At 50.8% G+C, this 18,219-nt stretch carries 20 protein-coding genes; 1 reads left to right on the top strand and 19 read right to left on the bottom strand.

Annotated elements, in window-relative coordinates; all coding sequences use genetic code 11:
* Window positions 1-9 precede the first annotated feature (9 nt).
* Window positions 10-417, bottom strand: a complete 408-nt coding sequence (locus tag ACKTS9_RS01440) for a hypothetical protein (RefSeq protein ID WP_087293822.1) — start codon at window positions 415-417, stop codon at window positions 10-12.
* Between the two features lie 161 nt (window positions 418-578).
* Between ACKTS9_RS01440 and ACKTS9_RS01435 the strand changes: the two genes are divergently transcribed.
* Window positions 579-1,094, top strand: a complete 516-nt coding sequence (locus tag ACKTS9_RS01435) for a helix-turn-helix domain-containing protein (protein ID WP_087293820.1) — start codon at window positions 579-581, stop codon at window positions 1,092-1,094.
* Window positions 1,095-1,152: 58 nt separating this feature from the next.
* Here ACKTS9_RS01435 and ACKTS9_RS01430 read toward each other — a convergent pair whose 3' ends face one another.
* The 18 genes from ACKTS9_RS01430 to ligA form a co-directional block, all read right to left on the bottom strand.
* Complete coding sequence (locus ACKTS9_RS01430; RefSeq protein WP_205456585.1) at window positions 1,153-1,557, bottom strand: hypothetical protein; 405 nt, start codon at window positions 1,555-1,557, stop codon at window positions 1,153-1,155.
* A 14-nt stretch (window positions 1,558-1,571) separates the two neighbouring features.
* Complete coding sequence (locus ACKTS9_RS01425) at window positions 1,572-2,579, bottom strand: ParM/StbA family protein (protein WP_087293816.1); 1,008 nt, start codon at window positions 2,577-2,579, stop codon at window positions 1,572-1,574.
* Window positions 2,580-2,633: 54 nt separating this feature from the next.
* Window positions 2,634-3,914 carry a hypothetical protein gene (locus tag ACKTS9_RS01420; RefSeq protein ID WP_407878538.1) on the bottom strand — a complete coding sequence of 427 codons (1,281 nt, stop codon included), beginning with the start codon at window positions 3,912-3,914 and terminating at the stop codon, window positions 2,634-2,636.
* A gap of 257 nt (window positions 3,915-4,171) precedes the next feature.
* Window positions 4,172-4,327: a hypothetical protein gene (locus ACKTS9_RS01415; protein ID WP_158097940.1), complete on the bottom strand. Its 156-nt coding sequence runs from the start codon at window positions 4,325-4,327 to the stop codon at window positions 4,172-4,174.
* Between the two features lie 32 nt (window positions 4,328-4,359).
* Window positions 4,360-4,905, bottom strand: a complete 546-nt coding sequence (locus tag ACKTS9_RS01410) for a hypothetical protein (RefSeq protein ID WP_087293812.1) — start codon at window positions 4,903-4,905, stop codon at window positions 4,360-4,362.
* 278 nt (window positions 4,906-5,183) lie between these two features.
* Complete coding sequence (locus ACKTS9_RS01405; protein ID WP_087293810.1) at window positions 5,184-5,804, bottom strand: HD-GYP domain-containing protein; 621 nt, start codon at window positions 5,802-5,804, stop codon at window positions 5,184-5,186.
* A gap of 137 nt (window positions 5,805-5,941) precedes the next feature.
* Window positions 5,942-6,523: a hypothetical protein gene (locus ACKTS9_RS01400; RefSeq protein ID WP_143259755.1), complete on the bottom strand. Its 582-nt coding sequence runs from the start codon at window positions 6,521-6,523 to the stop codon at window positions 5,942-5,944.
* Between the two features lie 479 nt (window positions 6,524-7,002).
* Window positions 7,003-7,215 (bottom strand): hypothetical protein, encoded by a 213-nt coding sequence (locus ACKTS9_RS01395; protein WP_087293808.1) that lies wholly within the window; start codon window positions 7,213-7,215, stop codon window positions 7,003-7,005.
* A gap of 13 nt (window positions 7,216-7,228) precedes the next feature.
* Complete coding sequence (locus tag ACKTS9_RS01390; protein WP_407878534.1) at window positions 7,229-8,014, bottom strand: NADAR family protein; 786 nt, start codon at window positions 8,012-8,014, stop codon at window positions 7,229-7,231.
* Between the two features lie 236 nt (window positions 8,015-8,250).
* Window positions 8,251-9,870, bottom strand: coding sequence for a single-stranded-DNA-specific exonuclease RecJ (recJ, locus tag ACKTS9_RS01385; RefSeq protein ID WP_407878532.1), 1,620 nt, complete (start codon window positions 9,868-9,870; stop codon window positions 8,251-8,253).
* 51 nt (window positions 9,871-9,921) lie between these two features.
* Complete coding sequence (locus ACKTS9_RS01380) at window positions 9,922-11,424, bottom strand: viroplasmin family protein (protein ID WP_407878530.1); 1,503 nt, start codon at window positions 11,422-11,424, stop codon at window positions 9,922-9,924.
* Window positions 11,425-11,566: 142 nt separating this feature from the next.
* Window positions 11,567-12,109, bottom strand: coding sequence for a hypothetical protein (locus ACKTS9_RS01375; RefSeq protein ID WP_205456592.1), 543 nt, complete (start codon window positions 12,107-12,109; stop codon window positions 11,567-11,569).
* A 40-nt stretch (window positions 12,110-12,149) separates the two neighbouring features.
* Window positions 12,150-12,395, bottom strand: a complete 246-nt coding sequence (locus ACKTS9_RS01370; protein ID WP_087293798.1) for a hypothetical protein — start codon at window positions 12,393-12,395, stop codon at window positions 12,150-12,152.
* Window positions 12,396-12,505: 110 nt separating this feature from the next.
* Entirely contained in the window at window positions 12,506-12,859 is a 354-nt protein-coding gene (locus ACKTS9_RS01365) for a hypothetical protein (protein ID WP_407878527.1), read from the bottom strand.
* A gap of 3 nt (window positions 12,860-12,862) precedes the next feature.
* Window positions 12,863-13,198 (bottom strand): hypothetical protein, encoded by a 336-nt coding sequence (locus ACKTS9_RS01360; RefSeq protein ID WP_407878526.1) that lies wholly within the window; start codon window positions 13,196-13,198, stop codon window positions 12,863-12,865.
* 17 nt (window positions 13,199-13,215) lie between these two features.
* Complete coding sequence (locus ACKTS9_RS01355; RefSeq protein WP_407878523.1) at window positions 13,216-14,181, bottom strand: hypothetical protein; 966 nt, start codon at window positions 14,179-14,181, stop codon at window positions 13,216-13,218.
* A 503-nt stretch (window positions 14,182-14,684) separates the two neighbouring features.
* Window positions 14,685-15,797, bottom strand: a complete 1,113-nt coding sequence (gene tnpB / locus ACKTS9_RS01350; RefSeq protein ID WP_407878521.1) for an IS200/IS605 family element RNA-guided endonuclease TnpB — start codon at window positions 15,795-15,797, stop codon at window positions 14,685-14,687.
* A 118-nt stretch (window positions 15,798-15,915) separates the two neighbouring features.
* Window positions 15,916-18,210, bottom strand: a complete 2,295-nt coding sequence (ligA, locus tag ACKTS9_RS01345; protein ID WP_407878518.1) for an NAD-dependent DNA ligase LigA — start codon at window positions 18,208-18,210, stop codon at window positions 15,916-15,918.
* Window positions 18,211-18,219: the final 9 nt, after the last annotated feature.

The following is an 18,219-nucleotide window of genomic DNA, read 5'->3' as shown; positions in this document are numbered from 1 at the left end:
CCTCAAAAATTATTTAAACAAGCTGTCTGCGACAGCCTGCGTATCTTCCCGGATAATCCGGGAGAGCGTGCCCATTGCCCGGATATCAGGGACAGTATCGCATACAAGCAGCGCTTTCAGCAGCGCCTGCCATTCCCTGCGGAATCGGACGCCCTTCCAATCGCCGTTAAACGCGAGCTGATAATCACACGCAAGACGTGTGCTATCGAAAAAGATTGTCACAGAGTCGTCTTTTTTGACGTACTCTTGAACGATAGTCGTGGCCGCGACCAGCTTGGCCCGGTCTTTCCCGAACCCGGCAAACTTGTGGCTCCACTCTCGAACACCCATTCGACCCTCATGAATTTCTGCGCGGACGGCGCTTCCTTTATATCCGAACGGGCGGCCGTCAACGGCACTCAAGTAAATCAGCTTCATCGAAAAAACTCCTTAAAAAGCAATTTTTGGCAATTTTGTTGACTTTTATGTGATTTTGGTGTTATGATTCAGTTAGTTCCTTGCCTCGGCAGCCGCATCACTTATTATATAAGGTTCATTGTGGTCCATTAAAGTTTTTGCAACGAAAGAAGGCTTCTCTCATGCCATCCTTAAACAGGTATATCTCCGATGAGGATTTTGCTCATCTTCTCGAAGATGCGAAGAAAATTCAGGAAACGAATCCTGAAATCAAACGAATGATTTACGAGCATATGGATTACACGCGCCGAAAATACAACTTCACCCAGAAAGAGTTCTCTCAAATTCTCGGCTGCAGCAATACCACATACAGCCACATTATGCAGGATAACCGGAGGATGAACGCCGACAATCTGTTGACATTTTGCCGGGTGTTCAATTTGGACATTACTACGGTCGTTGAGGAGAGCTATCTTCGGAAAGCCGATGCCGTTCTTCGTGAACTCGCTGTCTATCTCGCAGAGCTTTCAGATGACACTCTGGACTCGATTCAGACTGCCATTGAAGCCTCTAATGAAACGAGCCCACAAATTCGGCGTGGCGTCCGGCTTTTCGAACGTTTGCGCGAATCTGAAACACAGAAGGCCAAGCCACCTATCCGTCTGTTCCGGCGAGATTTTACGACCGAAGAAGAATGATAACGAAATCTTTAATCGAAAAAGCCCTCAGCGGAGAGTCTCCGCGTGAGGGCTTTTTTTACACTCCGAAAATAGACACCATAGCGGAAAAAGCGTCATCGCTCATTTCCGAATCAGCCAGGCTGTCCTGTTCATTTTCGGGTTCGATTTTTTCATCGCCCTGACTCGAGTTTATGATGACACCGGATTCCAGAAGGGTGAGGATTTTGTCGAGACTTCTTTGGATTTTTTCCGTCTCTGTCCGGTTCGAGTTCTCTTTGATAGCGCGTTCGACCTGTTCGGCAATATCCGCTCCAATATTCGGGGCGGGATTTTTTCTGTCCGATTGGCCCGAGAGATACGCCATCACGAGGTCGATTACAGTCGCCGTCTTTTTCTTGCCTTTTTCCATCAGGAAGTCGTAAACGATTTCCTGCCGTTTGTCATCAACATTGAAACACAGGTTGATGCGTTTCTCGGTCATTGCTCACACCCCCCTTAGCGGGCGGCGCGGCGGCGTTCTTTCAGCAGGCGGTTCGCAAACACTTCGTATCCAACCGCATTCGCACGAATGTCCGGAAGGACGATGATTTCCGAGCGGTTGATGGCCTTCTCCAGCGAATCCTGCATCAGTTTCGCACCGCCACCCATCAGAACAGGCAAGCTCAGCTTCAGGTCGATGCCATTATCCTGCAATGCGGCAACGATACGCCGAGCGTAAGTGTCCGCGACTTTCCGTACCATCTTTTCGATATCCGCGTTACCGATGGACTCGTGCCGAAGCGCCGCTTCAATCTGGATACCGTTGATGTTGACGGAGAACTCCTCGCGGATGATGGCGGCGACTTCGTTGTACAGGTGAATCACACCATAGTCAAGGCTCTTGAAAAAGCCCGGGTCGGGACGGCGATTCACAATACGGGCAATATCAAGGGTGTAACCGCCAATGTCGATGATGTAGGTCTGCGGAGCCTTCGTGACCTCGTTGAAGATGTCATTGGGGAAAATCGCCGCAAAGCCCTGCGCCGACACGCACACATCCTTGATGCTGACGTTGAAGCGGATGTTGTTGTAGGTATAGGAGAGGGCGGAACCGTCTCGCATAAAATAGCGTTTGAACTTCTCGCTCAGAATCTTCATATCGCTGGGCGGCAGGCCGATGGACAGGAAGATATCTTCATTGAAGGAGATTTTCTCGCGCTCGGCACTGCGCATGGCGGTCTTGAAATCCACCGAAGCGTTTCCGGCACGGCGAATGGCATCCTTCATTACCAGCTCCCGGGCAATCGCGGCCAGGGTCAGAATGAAATAGTAGTCGTCCACAGTCTTGTCCTGGCGGTGGAATCCCTGAGACTCAGAGAAGGAATAGTAGTTCCCCTCAAAGAACAGAGTGTCGGTGGCGACAATGGGCGGAACATCCAGATGCCGGTTCAGCCCGGCACTGAAAGGCTCAGCGTGGGCGGTCTTGATTAAACGGTTGCCAGTATCCACAGCTACTACGGTCATTTTTTAATTCTCCTCTTTTCTTTTTTCGACCCGAACCGGGCCCGATGTTGGTATTTATGTGAGCTGGGTATCGCCACCCCACAGACCGTCATCGTCTACCAGGGAGCGAATCCAGGACTCGCAGTTGATTTGCGTTGCCTTGCGGGCGACCATTTGGCGCCCATCACACAGGTTGACTTCACAGTGCTCGGAAACTCGAACAGCAACCCGCGCAAACTCAGCGTTTTTAGCGCTACGCCGCTCGCCGTTGCCGAAAACAGACACGCTGTTTACCAGCAGTTCCCGAAGGGTCTCATCCATATGAATGACGGCCGTTTTACATCCCATTGCCGCGATATCATTCATCATAAGAATTGCCCCTTCAAGCACAATGTCCTGGAAAGATTTTCCGTCCGTGACGACGACCTTGGGAGCGCATCCGTGGGAATCGTGGGCACGGTTCAGCATATACAGGTATCCAGCCCGGCCGCTTTTCCCTTCAGCTACGGCAAAGTAGCCAACTACATCGGCCCTAACAGAAGGAACCGTGTCGTCTGCATTGAGCCCTTCGAGAATTTCGTCGGTCTGCTTAGCGGCTTCCTGCACATCCTGCCCAGGGGCTTCGTTCGCATTCATGTCCGGTTCGATTTGCAGCTCCAGCTCATCCTCGGGCCCGGGTTCCGGCACAACCTTAGTGGACTCTCCTGCCATCTCAACAGGCTCCTTGAGGTCCACATCGTTCGTATCCGGAAGTTCCTCTTCCAGCTCAGCCTCCTGCTCTGCGGAAAAATCATCCTCGGCAAGAACGATTTCGTCCCACTCAGAATCGCGTTCGGTTTCTTCCTCCGATGTTTCAGAGGTTTCTTCTGTACGTTCCTCAGCCGCAGCCGGAACGTCTTCGGGTACGGGTCCCGATTCCATTGCAACATCGGTGCTTTCCATATCTGCATCATCCATAAGGATGTCCGGCTCGTTCGTAACCGCAGATTCATCTGCTGCCGGTTCTGTCCGTTCGTCAATGACGTCAGGAGCGTCAGAATCGTTCGAAGCCTGGTCATACTCGTGGAGCTCGCCTGCCCTGACAAGCGCCAGTTTCCGTTCGATTTCTGCCAGCTCATCATCCACTGCCGTATCAGCCACACCGGGCATCGCATCATCTTTTTTTGCGAAGAGCTTATTCAGGACACTGCGCTTCCGCTCATCCTCTTTCTTCTGCTGCTCAGTGATGCTCTGTGCCACGCTCTCTTTCGCCCGGCCGATGTTTGCAAACAGTTCGTTCATCTCGATGTTGGACGGACCGTAGCCCAAATCCTTCGGGACGCCAAGCCCCCGCGTTGGCTTTCGCCTTTCACTCATAGCATTCCCTCCCTCAATAATATCAATTTGTTTCCCTAATTATACCACAAATATGTATTATTAGCAAATTACCACGGCAGAAAAAAAGACGGCTCGCCTGCCGTCCAAAAATTATTCATCTGCCAAACAAAATACCCTACTATCAGGATATAATTGGATTATAGCATATCTTAGGTTCAAAGTCAAATGCAGGCCGCCATGAAATCTGTTTTAAACACAAAAAGCGCCCCGCAAAAAGCGGGGCGCGGAACTGGGTATCACTCGTTCTTCGACTCAGAAGTTCCCCAATCGAGGCCAGGGTCTTTCGCCCAATCGTAGGGCTTTTCCCGGCGGGGTGCGTTCTCCTGCATAACGCGGATGCGCTGGAGGTTGGGGCAGAAATTCAGTTCGAGTTCAAAAGTTTGCTGAAACATTAGTCTTTTCTCCTTCTTTTTTATGCTTTTTGTTAGGCGCAGTTAGCATTCAGGCGAGTTTCCTCGAACAGCTCACTGCACAGGATTCCATCGTTGGATAGTCGCTTTGCCAGATGTAGCGAAGCGGCTTCCTCGTCTGTAAGGTTGAGCAGCTCTTCCGCCGCACCGGTCAGATAAAACCAGCGGAAATCCGGGCGATAAATTTCCCGAACGAACACACGCAAAGTTACGGCGCTCTCATTGAGCCTGGCATTCAGCCAGTTGCTGCTTACAACCCATGCGCCGGCCATCCCCTCGCATGAATGGTCTTCCAAAACCCAGTTCCCCACGAATTCGTCCGGGATGTCGAGTTCGAAAACAATGACCCGTTTGTCCAATGAGCCACGCATAGCAGCAGTAACAAGGCCAGATTCAAAAGCTCGGGAGACTCCTTCCCCCTCTATACGGTCCACTGCATGCGCCCAAAAATATGTACTGCCATTGTCTGAACAATTCCAGACTGTTTCCTCATTGCAGCCGAAACCGTCAACGAGAATTTTCTCAGCGGCTTCCGCCGAAGTTCCGTGATAGAATTTCATGGTTTAGTCTCCTTCCCGCCGGGCGTCTCGTTCAACCGCCCGCATCATTTTCTCTCTTTTCTTTGACCGGATGACCCGCGTTGTCGGATTGACACCGAGCCATGACCCGCGCTGTTTCTGAGCAAGCGCTTTCTTCGCTTTTTTCTGCATTTTTTCGATGGGCACATATTTTTTCATAAAAAAATGCGGCGTCTACACAGCTTTTACAAGCCGGCAGGCGCCGCTCTCTCCTTTCTGGGCATGAGCCCATTTATTTTGATTTTTCTGCTGACACAAGTTTATGCCACGCTCAGTCTCGCAAGATTCGCTTCGTTCCCAAACACAGGCTCCACAATGGAGGCATCGAGGGTAATCCCTGCCTGTTCCAGGAGTTTCTGAGCCGCACATTCAACAGAGACAGCTTTCCGATATGGACGGTCTGCCGTAAGTGCGTCATACACGTCCGACACAGCGCATAACCGGGCAATCAACGGGATGTCTTCACCGGAGGCCCCATTGGGGTATCCTGAACCATCCATGCGCTCATGATGAAACATAGCGGTATGGATGCAGGCTTCAAGTGCTTCATCGTACTGAGACGATTCTGATACATCCCGAACTTTCTTGTGAAGAAACCCTGCGCTGAGTGTGGTATGCGCTCGCATCTGAGCCCATTCATCCTCGGTCAGCGCAACATTCTTTTCAAGCAGTTCCCGGGGAACAAAGATTTTGCCGATATCGTGAAATGCGCCAGCAAGCCACAAAACATCTGGCTGCCATGCTTTAAATCGCAAATCACCGTTCCCAACGAGAATTTCCTGCATTCTCAACATATACTCTGCGACGCGGACGGAATGGTCTGCATACGAGGGCATAGAATTGTATAAATACTTTTTAACTATTTGCTGCGTATTTCGCATCTTCAACCAGACTCCCTTGCATCTATCTGCAAAAAATGCAAATCCGGGTCACTTTCGTTACCACGTGATTTGCATTCGACTTTTGTACACTCTTTAGTATACGGACTTTTCGGGGCGTTTCCAGCCTTCGGCCGGCATCAATGCTTAACGGGGTCGAGGCAGAGTAATTCATCACTAAATGTATCGTAGAACATGAAACTCTGTGTTCTCGCGCAAAACGAATAAAACATTCCGGAACAATTCTCAGGCACCGGCTGGACACATCTGGAAAATGTTATTGCATCCTCAACGGCCACCATGATACCCTCTTTGGGGTCAGAGAGCCTCAACGCCTGAATAGACAATTCATGGAGCGGGTCCCACAGACCCAATCGTACACCAGGTTGCCTTATCCGCAGAGAAGGCCGCAATGGAGCAACCTGCACAGGGTATGTTGCTATTTCTGCCCGCAGTGCCAATGCAGTTTCGACACCATGCTGCATATCGCAGGATGCGAAAATTCTTCCTGACGGTAATTCGGCACGAAGTAGAATTTCCTCTCCCTGGATTTCCAGCGCTGAGATTTCCGCGTCGCCGAACAGAAGCCGGAATGGAATCTCCTCCATCCCAAAAGGAATACAATACCCATTACTTTCCCAAGGGTCCTCCGAAGATAATCCGCGTATGCTATGGTATTGAAACTCTGGCTTTTGCCAAATTCGATACAGATGTTCCAACATCCTGAATCGGTCATATTGACAATTTTCCAAAAGTACCATAAATATGGCGCAGGAGACCCGCGACTTTTATCACGGGAAGAATGCGCCTTCAGCTCCTTTCTCTGGCAATTTGCAAAAAAGAAAGTCCGCTTGGATAAGCCGAGCGGACTTTCTCATGTCGGTTTGTTGGCGCGGGTTTCACACCCACGCGGTTCTTCGCTTTGGCAAGCGCTTACCTCCGCGACGAACTTTTCGCCTCAGAAAGCCCAAGCCTTCCTCGACGGCATCTTCCTCTGCCACAACGCCCCGGCATGGCAGCTGGTCCCTACTGGCTACTACGCGCTCTCTCATACTAACTGCGGCGATGAACCCGCAGCGGCACGACTTTGTCACGCATCCTGCTTCGAAAAGCTCCGGCCATCACCCCGACGCTTTGTCCGCTCTCAGCGAGCTCAGGGGCCTATATTGTATACGGGGATACGCCCCGGTATACCAAGAATTCAGCAGGTCTCAGTCTCTGCCCCGCTTTTGAGGTCGATGACCTTATTGAGACCGTTCTCCATCACGCAGTAGACTTTGGCTTCCGTGGTATTCAGGTATGCCTCGGAAACCCCGTGGGCCTTACTGACCCGCTTTTCCAGGTCGCTCAGCAACACAGTGGCGCCGGGCATCTCGATGTGAATTGCGGTTTTCTGTTTGGTTCTGGTAGCCATGACAACCTCTCCTTTACTCTTTTGCTTTGTCCGCACAGTCGTCCAGCAGGTCGTGAGCCATTGCCCAATCGAGCCGGAGCTTGCCACTGGGTACACGCACTGCCAGCCCACTAACGTGGGCAGAAATCTGCAACGCATTCAGGACAATTTGCTTCTGGATATCATCCAGCTCAATCGCCAGAGGCTCTACGTTGTCGGCATCTACTTCGAGAATTAAGCCGACGCTGCGAAAGATGTCGTTATTACGCTCATCCGGATTGTAGCTGGAACCCGCCAAGGGACATTTATCCGCTACCGGACAATTCTCGCAATCTTCGCCGCTGTATTCATCTTCTTCATCATCGAAAGCGGCAAACGGACACTCGTCTGCCGCCGGGCAGTTCTCACAGTCCATCTCATCACACTCATCAGAGTCGTCTTCACATGCCGCCGCAACGCTCATCATATCCTCGCGCAGCAGTTTCAGCAGAATACCCAGACGGCCGGCGTCAAAATCGGCATCACCAGATTCCAGCAGAACTTTGCGCACAGCCTCATTGCACAGCACTTTGGTCGTCACGATATGCTGGAGCAGGATATCTTTGACCTCGTCCCAGTCGGGGCGCAGCTCGACAGTCCGGCCCAGCTCAATGGCGTCATAGGGCATAAGGTCCTCGAACTCGTGGGCGCGCTCAGGACACTTCTGAGCCTGATAAGCGGCCTCAACATTTTTATAGATAATGCCTTCGAAGGGAACCGGAGTGATGGCGTCGTTACGCAGAATAGCGTATTTACCTTCGAGGCGGATTTTATTTTTCATGTTTTGTCCTCCGTTTGGATTTAGTATGTTTTGAGAATACATTATTTGCTTATATTCTACGAACTTTTCGGGGATAATGTTAGTGACACTACTACTTTAACCATCCAGGTTTGGAAAAGGCTGCGGCGCTTCGTCAGCAGCAGCCGAAAACATAAGCTGCGAAATAAAATTCAACTTGAGTTTCCCCAACACCTAAAAAGCCCCGTCTGGCAAAAAGCCAGACAGGGCGCGAATACTTAGTTCTGCCCAGCGGGGCGCATATCAATGATTTCTACTTGAGGGAAAGACCCGTAGACACTCTCGTTCATTCCCAGACACCCAATGACATCCACCCGAGCAGGCTCACCAATCTCCCGGTATCTCTCAGACAAGCCAAAACCAACCAGAGAGTAACCTTTTGCGTTGAGCTTCACATGCTCCCCATTCTTACCCATATACTTCATGTGCATTCCGTAACGGGGAATCAGAGAAACATTCTTCAGCAGGAATACCGGCTTGGGATTGTGTGCTCCAAAAGGAGCGTATGCTTTCATGTTGCAAATCGTTTTGATGACTTCTTCAGGTGTAATCTCCACATCATAGACCAGTTTGTCCTGAGCAGAGAATTCCATTTGACCGATTTCTTCGTGCAGCCGCTTGCGGAATGCATCAAGATTGTCCGCGAGAATCGTAATGCCCACTGCGCCTTCATGGCCGCCAAAGGTTACGAGCAGGTCAGCCGCCTTAGACACCAATTCTTGCAAATGAACAGTACCGCCGTTCCGGCCGGACCCATGGATTTCGGGTCCATCTCCTGCAAACACGAATGCAGGCATATGATAGCTTTCTGCGATTCGACCAGCGATGATTCCGGCAATACCGCCCGGAACATCGGGAGAATACACCACAATCGGCGCCTCGGGATATTCGCCGACTTGTTCCGCAATAGACTGATAGGTTGAGTTTACCAGAGCCTTTCGCTCTTCGTTGATTTTTACCAACCGCTCAGCCAGTGCCGTCATATCCTTCTTATCCTGTGCGAGACATCCGCTCGAAAGCCGAGCCCCATCATCATGCAGCCGACCGGCCGCATTCAGTACAGGAACGAGTTTGAATGCGAGGCTGTCCTCGTCCACCACCGTGAACCCGCAGACATCCATCAGGGATTTCAGGCCGCTGGTCACAAAGCGCTCGTTCATTGCATTCAAACCGTCACGAACGATAACCCGGTTCGCTCCGGTGAGCGGCATCACATCACCTACGGTTGCGATGGCCGCGATAGCCGCCAGCTTCCGCAGCAGCTCGATTTCGGATTCCGGAATCAGCGCCTGAGCCAGCTTATATGCCAGCCCACCACCGCAGAAGTCCTCAAATCCGTTCTGCTCCGGATGTACATGCGGATTCACAATGTAGTCCGCACAAGGCAGTGTTTCGGAAGGCAAGTGATGGTCCAAAACGATGACCGTCATATTCTTTCCTTTCGCCCGTTGGATTGCCTCATGTGCAGAAATTCCGTTATCAACCGTGATAAGCAGGCCATCGTCGGTCATAGCGTTTACCGCGTCCACAGACAGGCCATACCCTTCACTCATGCGCTTCGGCAACCGGGTCACAGGATGCACACCAAAGTAGTCGAACATCAAATATAGGATTGCTACCGAGCACACACCGTCTGCGTCATAATCGCCAAACACATTGATGATTTCTTTATTGTCGATGGCCTCCTTTATTCGGATGGCTGCCTCAACCATATTCTCGATATCTTCGGGACAAGAGTCCGCAGGAGTTTTCAGCTCCTGAGCAGACATCCCAGAGCGGGCAGTTATTGCATCTTCCAAAGTCTTCGCATTCCCGCGTTTCACCCATTTGATTTCCATGCTCTTCTCCTTATATAAGTACGGCCCCGATAAACGGGGGCCGCGTATTGGTTAATCGGACAAAAAGTCTTTCACAGCAGCAAGGCACTTACCTGCATCCGCCGGCAGAGCCAGACCATTCGCCTCACAGGCGTCCTTCAGGATATCCTCAGTGATTTCGCCGTTCTCTGCGGAAAACTCCAGCTCATAGAGCATATCGGCGTTTTGGGAGCACCAAGCATCCCAATCATCAACAGACGCATCCGGCTCCTCGCCCTCAGTCAAATTGCCGTGCGCGTCCTCTTCCGAGGTAAGCGCCGGAGTCGCGTAAGGGTCATGGTGCTCTTCGTAGTGTGCATACACACAGCAGTCCTTGCATTTTTCTTTTCCCCCGACACACAGAGGATACGGATTGTCCTCTTCGGGAACAAAACATTCCGGAGTGGATGCATCGCTCGGATTGGGCGAAAAAACATCCGGCTTTTCTTCAGGGACGGCTGCAGGAAGCGCATCCGCCCACAACAGCACGAACTGAGCAAAGCTCAGGTCATCCGGTGCCATAGCGTTGTAGATTTCACGCAGTTTTTCGGCGGAAACCGCGACTTGCTCGCCACGCTCATAGCTTTTCATGCAGTTCGCGTTAAGCCGGACGCCCATTTCATACTGAGTGAGGCCCTGTGCCTTACGCCAGGTCTTGATGAACTCTGCCAGGCTGGAGTATTTGCAGGGAGCGCACTTGGGAACCAAGGCTGCCGGAGCCGGCTCAGCGGAAATCTCCTCGCTACTCTTATCCGCATCCTCGGGACCGGGCGCAGGAGTATTTGCGTTTTCGGGTCCTTCCGGAAGGACATCCTTAAATTCTTCGCCGCTCTCAGCCACTTCTTCGACCATTTTGCTTTCCATATCTTCCATTTCAGCTTCCTCCTCATCGTCGTCAGGGAATGTGTCTTTCCAAGCATCCAGCAGCTGTTCCACCACTTCCGTGGCAGTTACGCCCTTGGCGGCCAGTCGGTCGGCCATCTCGTTGAAGACAACACCGGTATGTCCTTTAACTTTCACGAATTCGATATCAATTTTTTTGCGCATCTCGGCGATAAAGTCGGCGTATGCTTTCGTATCGGGTTTGTTTCGGGACCATTCACGGTTGCCCCAACGCCCAATGCCTTCGTAGTCATGATAGATACGAACAAGGTCGGCGCCATACTCGACCGCTTTCATCACTGCACGTTCTGCACTCTCGATTTCTCCGCCAATGTTACGAATGTCACGTGCTTTTGTGCAGGGGCCGTAGCCTTTTACAAGGCCAAAGCCATTACGCAGAAGGAGGTATCCCCAACCTGCTCGGCCATCAACATAGCTGCCGTCAACATACGCCTCGACCACACAATGATGCTTCTTTGCATTTTTCTTTTGCGCAGGATTCAGAAAAGCGCGGGCTTCTTCCAACGAGAAAAAGCTCTTATAAACTGCGCCAGAATATCCGTAGACATTATCGTTGCACTCATCCCAAGTATCATAGATACCCGGTTTGCGGCCAATCCGCACTGCATAATATTTTTTCTTTGCGTTCTCCATAATTTTGACCGCCTTTCATATTACCTCAATTATACCATATTTTACAACAAAAAGCAAATTTGCACATAAATAGAGGGCTTCTCCAAATGCATAAAAAGCCGGCAACGATTGTTGCCGGCCCAGGTTGCCAAATAGAACTCGGTTAGACCATGGCATTTTTAAATTTCCGCATTGCTGACGGAGCAAAACGCCCAGACTCCCCATACCCACTCAAGGTCTTTCCGCATTTCAAAACACGGAGAAAAACCACATATGGATTTACAAAGTACACGCGCTTAAAACTCAATACAGTAGTGATATGCACTCGCGACTCATAGCAGAAAAGATAGGCAAAAAGGTCCTGTTCCTCAATCCAAATCGCCAGTATATTGAACTTTTTTCCGTTGTCGCCAGCGTCATCCATCGCATCCAGAATCGCTTGACCAAGCGTTTCACTGTGTTCTGCGGCGCGAATGACATCTGCCATCACAATTTCGGCATAGCTCGTGCCAAGGCGTTCTTTTGCTCGACGCATCAGGTGGACATCGGCCGTAAAAGCCACAGGCACGGCGTCTTCGCTCATTGCGCCAAAAAGCGTAAGCATCCCGGCATCGGCGTTTGCCTTTGCCTCTGCACAGAGTTTTTTAAGAACGTATGGAGAAAAAACCGTTTCGTCGTTACGATACATTGAATACTTTTGATACATACTTGTACCCTCCTGCCCATAAAGCGGGCTAATTTATTATTCAGGTTTGCAGCTCCTTAATTTCGTCTCCGAAAGTCAAGCTGCCGTCGGCGTTGAGCCGAACCCGAAAATCTGATTTACGGACCTTAATGGGAAGCCGTCGTTTGCCTCGAACCATCTTGAGACGATAGTCGTCCGGGCCTTTGTGGAAAAAATAAATTTTCCGGCCGGCGACATCGTAAAGAACAATTTCTGCTCCCACGGCCACATTGAACTGGTCCAAAAACTTTTTCGTGATTATCTGCATTTCTTCCTCCCAAGATTGTCTATGTAAACGGAAAAACAGAATGCAAGCCGCACATCACTCAGCGCACGACTTGCATTCTGTTCCGATAACGATATTTTATTGAGCCCCAATCAGCTCCACTTGAGTTTCCGCGCATACGGAATCGCGGCCCGGACTTTTTTGCAATCCAGATAAGCTCCCGTACCCGGTTTCGGATTCTTGTGCCGTTTCAGACACTGCTCCATCTTCTGAAGAGTGTTGAACCCGTATCCGGCTGCCGCCAGAATCTCCTCAGCGCCCTCAGCCTTTATCGCCTTGAGCGTGTCGGTTTCGATGTTGCGGCCACCCGGGAAAGGCTGGCGTGCAGCGATTCGGCAGAGAGGCAGATAGCCTTCAACGAATCCCCGAACGTTCCAGACTTCATATCCGAGAGGCACAAAATCCACGACGGTGAACTGATATTCACCCCAAATCAGCTTTTCCATAACTCATTCCTCCTGCGGCCAAGTGGCATCCCAAGAACCTTTGCATTCCTTAAAGCGAGCCACCAACTCATCGACGGTCAAACCATCGGCTTCTTCGTCGGTCTCGGTGAATGCGGTGTCAGGATACAGCTCGAACCAAGGACCATCATCCTCGTTCACATTTTCGAAACGACGTTCGGGTAGGCCGACCTGGCTGGGGATAAAGTTATCGTTACAATCCAGGCAATCCCGGATGGTATCTTTTTGCTCCTGAGAGATTTCTCCCTCCAGAACGACCCGGGTCCATATTTTATAGTTGCTACCGTCCCGGTAAAGATATTCCATGATGGTATTTTTCATCGTCAACCCTCCTGGGTTTATTTCTTTTTCCAAAGGGTTTTTCCCTTATAGGAAATTCTCAGAATCGAACTGAACGGCATATCGCTGTGCTCATTGCCTACGGCCTGGGCTACCCAGCGCCGCTCAGACTCCGGCGAAATACGCCAGAGCGAAAGCATGCTTACAGAAGCGCCGGAATCGTAGCTTGAAAAAGCCCTGCCTTCGATTTTGGTATTCGACACAGAGCCATCTGCACACAGAAACTCAACGCTGACATTCTTCGCATTCATTTTGCGAATAGCATCCATCACATCCTTGCGGATATGTTCCACGCAGTTCTCGTCCATCTCGTAGCTTTTAATACGCGAATTGACCGCGATTTCATAGGACTTCTTCCACAACATGTCATCGCGATTGGTGCGTTCCGAATACCGAACCGGAGCGGCCAGCCATTCGGCAGCAGCCTTCTCTTCCCAGCCCGGCGCCTCGCAAAAGCAATCGAGCAAGATGTCAGCCGGCATCTCGGAACACAGCTCATCGAACTGCGCTTCTTTCCGACGCCCGCCATCAATATAGCGGTACTGGGCCTCGCGCTCCACACTATTCGCGTAGCTGAGAGACAGCGGCGGAATCGGGTCCGCTTCAACCATTTTTTCTGCGGTTTCCAGGATTTTCCGAGCGGCCTCACGGGTCAGCGTCGTAAAATCGGTTTCAACTTCTTCGGGCACACCATCCAAAATGTTTCGGAAGTGATAGTTCGGCAGGATAATTCGGCCGGTCTTCCGATTGACAAATGCCGCCAAATCTGCCTTTTCCTCAAACGAGAATCCGTACTTCTGTACATCATCGCGGTTCTTGGAGGCATCGACATAGTAGACGACAGCGACATCCTCGGTCAGCGTGAACAAGGTTGCCCAGATGACCCAATTTTTTGTGGCAAAGCGAATTTTCGCAGACGCTCCATCTGCGAGCAAAAAATCGTTTTTCAAAGTTTCAAAATCCATAAAACACCTGTACCTTTCCTCATGTTTTTTCGAAATTATGTATGTAAACAAAGAAAAAAACGCGGATACCGCATCACTTCCGTGACACAGTATCCGCGTTCTATTCTTTGATAAATGTATTATATGCTACTTTTCGGGGCAAGCGTTAGCCTTGGTTTCAATCGCTTGTTTTTATCGCTTGCCAAAAACAAGCGATGTGCAAAAAGAATCGAGCCAGAGCGTCCCCGAGCATAATCCGCAGCTCATTCTATAAGATTTAATTACCTTGGAGGAGCTTTTTCAGCTCCTCCTCACTCACTTCATATTCGCAAGCAAAGCCATCGTATGGGCTCCATTCGATAACATAAACATCTGAATTCGGGTATTCCAACTTCAGCGTGATTGTTGCCAAAATTGGATTTCTGCTTCATCGAGCCAACTTACCATCACCGCAGTAATAGCAGAGGCCGTGCTCTCCACAGACGTTAGGTTCCGACCACCCTGGCCGTACCGCATATCCGTGGTTATGAAGCAGCTGGCGTAGCCAGCAAACCCATTCCTTTCTTTAAAATATTGTTTGCGGCATTGATGTCCCTGTCATGCGTGCAGCCGCACGCAGGGCAGGTCCAACACCTTACGCTGAGGTTTTTTACCTCTTTGTTTTGATAGCCACAATTTCCACAGGTCTGGCTGCTGGGAAAGAAAGTCGGTATCTTCACCACAACTCTGCCGGCCCATGCGGATTTGTACTCCAGCTGCCGGAAGAATTCGCTCCAAGCAGCATCTGAAATACTTTTCGCCAAATAGTGGTTACGAAGCATCCCCTTCACATTGAGGTCTTCCACGCAGATGATTTGGTTCTCATTCACCAGTTTGGTAGACAACTTGTGAAGCATATCGCTGCGGCAGTTCGCCACAGCTTCATGGCGGCGAACGACCTTGATGCGTTGCTTTTCCCTGTTTGCAGAACCTTTCTGCTTACGGGACAGCCTGCGTTGCTCGCGCCGGAGTTTGGCTTCCACCTTCCGCAGATACTTGGGATTCGGATATTCGCATCCGTTGCTGTCAACCGCAAAGGACTTGAGGCCAACATCCAAACCAATTACCGTGTCGATGACGGGTCTGGGTTCGACCTCAATTTTGCAGAGGATGGATACGAAATACTTTCCACTCGCCGAACGGCGAATCGTAGCATTGCAAATCTCGCCTTCGATATCACGGCTCTTGCGGTATGGCACCCAGCCCAGGCAGGGCAGCTTGATAGCCTTGTCGGAAACATGGATGCTTTTTGCATTGGTCGTCGTATAGCTCTGGTTATGATTATGCTTGCTTTTGAATTGCGGGAAACCACGACCGTTTTTGAAAAAACCTTTGTAGGCATCGTCCAAACAGCGGCAGGCGTACTTGAGTGCCTGGCTATCCACTTCGGCAAGCCATTGCAGGTACTCCTTCATTCGAGGGAGCAGATTCTGCATTTTGATATAGCTGAAACTCTCCTGCCGGCGTTTGTATGCCTTGATTCTGCGCTCCAGCATGTGGTTGTACACATACCGGCAGCAGCCAAGCGTTCTGTTGATTTGTTTTGCCTGTTCTTTGGTTGGATACAGACGAAACTTAAACGCTTTGTATGCGGTCATTTTGCTCACCTCCTGAAAATTAGTTTCCTGTAATTGATACTACACATTTTTCGGGTTCATTAAAGTCCCAAACCACGCTGAAGTTGGAAAAGCCCACTTATCCTCCCCATCTTTGGCATCAGCCAATCATTCTGCGAAGGTCTTCCTCGGAAATCACCGTGATTCCCAGCGAAATGGCTTTCTCCAACTTGCTGCCAGCGGCTTCACCGGCCAACAGATAGTTCGTCTTTTTGCTTACGCTGCTGGAGACCTTACCACCATTTTTCTCGATGAAAGACTTTGCCTCATCCCGGGACATCCCCGGAAGTGTGCCAGTGATAACAAAAGTTTTTCCGGTCAGTTTCGCATCTTGCACCTGAATCGTTTCGTGGTCCATGCGCAAACCAGCACTGCCCAGCCGCCGAATCTCCTGGCGCATTCCCTCATCATTCAGCATATTCGCGATATCCTGTGCAATGCCAGGGCCAATGCCATCTAATTGGGAAATTTCTTCATAGGCCCGGCGGGCACGGAACAGCTCCTCAAGACTTCCATAGGCTTCCAGAAGGATACGAGCCACATGGCCGCCAACATTTTCCCAGCCAAGTCCTTTTAGGAGGCGCTCAGCCGGCTTGCCTTTGGATTTTTCCAAAGCAGCCATCAGAGTATTCGCGATTTTCTCGCTGTCACCGCAGGCACATACCAATTCCCACCGGGACAGATAATACAGGTCGGCCGGTGTACGCACCGCCGTCCGGGTCGTGTCGATTCGGACAACGCTTTCAATGGGGATTTCACGAACATTGCCGTTCCCTTCCTTCACACAGAGCAGGCCCGTTTTCTGCATATCCCGAATATCAGTTTCAGAGACCTTGACGCCACTGAGATAATCAACCTTGCCATCAAAATCACTGCACAACAGATAAACGGTCGTATCCAGATATCGCTCGAAAATCCGTGCGGCATTCGCTCGCTGCTTGGCGGTATATTCGCCCTGGAACCAGCCGGGGTGGAAATCGTCCATCAGGACTTCCCTGTATTCCCCTTCTTCAGTTTCAGCGCACAGAGCCTCAATGATAGACGGCCCAAGGCCTTTGATGTCCATGCATTCGCGGGATGCAAAATGGATGATACGGTTCACAACCTTGGCGGGACACTCTGCATTGGAGCAATACAGGTCTACGCTTTCCCCGTCTTTCTGCATCCGGCGTTCCACCGGGGCACCGCAGACAGGACAGAATTTAATACGGAACGGGACCGTTTTAGCCGGACGTTTCTCCTTTTCAACCATAGTGATTTTCGGGATGATATCGCCGCTCTTGTGAACGACAATCGTGTCGCCGATACGTACGTCCAAAGAGTCGATAAATGCCTGATTGTGAAGTGTTGCTCGAACGACCGTTGTGCCTGCAAGGCGCACCGGGTCAAACTCGGCCACCGGCGTGATACGGCCAGTTCGGCCAGTCTGCAAAGCGATATTCCGCAGGACTGTCGATTTTTCTTCGGCAGGATATTTGAACGCAATAGCCCATTTGGGACTCTTAGTGCGTTCTCCCAGCTCGCGACGCTGACGCAAGCTATCCACCTTCACAACAGCACCGTCAATGGGATAGCCCAAATCGGCTCGACCGTTTCCAATGTACTCGATTCCGGCCAACACCTCACGTTCCTCGTGAGCCCAGAAAGCATTTGCTGTTACGAAGCCACGCTGTTTCAAATAGTCCATCTGAAACCAGTGAGAACCATTCATGTCCATGGTATGACCGGCATCAGCATCTGAATCCTGTACATTGAAAATGATAACCTGCAAATTGCGTTTGGCAGCAAGCATAGGGTCAGATTGGCGCAGAGTGCCGGCCGCGCAGTTGCGGGGATTGGCGAACAACTTCTTTCCGGCAGCCAGCTGCTCCTCATTAGTGCGCTCAAAATCGGCCTCGGACATGAAGCACTCGCCACGCAGTTCCAGATGGTGAACATCCGTTTCGATTCGTTTCGGCACACTGTTTAAAGCAAGGACATTTTCGGTCACATCTTCGCCCATATGCCCATCGCCGCGCGTACTCGCCTGAATGAGTACGCCATCCTCATATACGAGGGACAAGCTCAAACCGTCGATTTTCCGCTCCACAGAGAACGCAGCATCCGGGAAACTTGCCCAGACGTCATTTAGGAAGTCTTTTACCTCCTTATCCGAGAAAACATCCAGCAGAGACAGCATGGGGACCTTGTGTTCGACCGGGATACCAAGTACCCGTTTACCGCCCACAACCTGTGTGGGGCTGTCAGGAGCGACCGCTTCCGGATTTTCAGCTTCCAGACGGCGCAGTTCGTGCATCAGAGCATCATACTCCTCATCGGTAACGAGCGGAGCGTCTTCGTTGTAGTACGCATCGGCATATTCTTTGATTTTCTTACGCAGTTCATGGATATTCATAGCTGTTTC

This window comes from Owariibacterium komagatae, assembly GCF_045865535.1.
Classification (GTDB): domain Bacteria; phylum Bacillota; class Clostridia; order Oscillospirales; family Ruminococcaceae; genus Ruthenibacterium; species Ruthenibacterium komagatae.
This window is presented reverse-complemented; position numbering and strand designations above follow the sequence as displayed.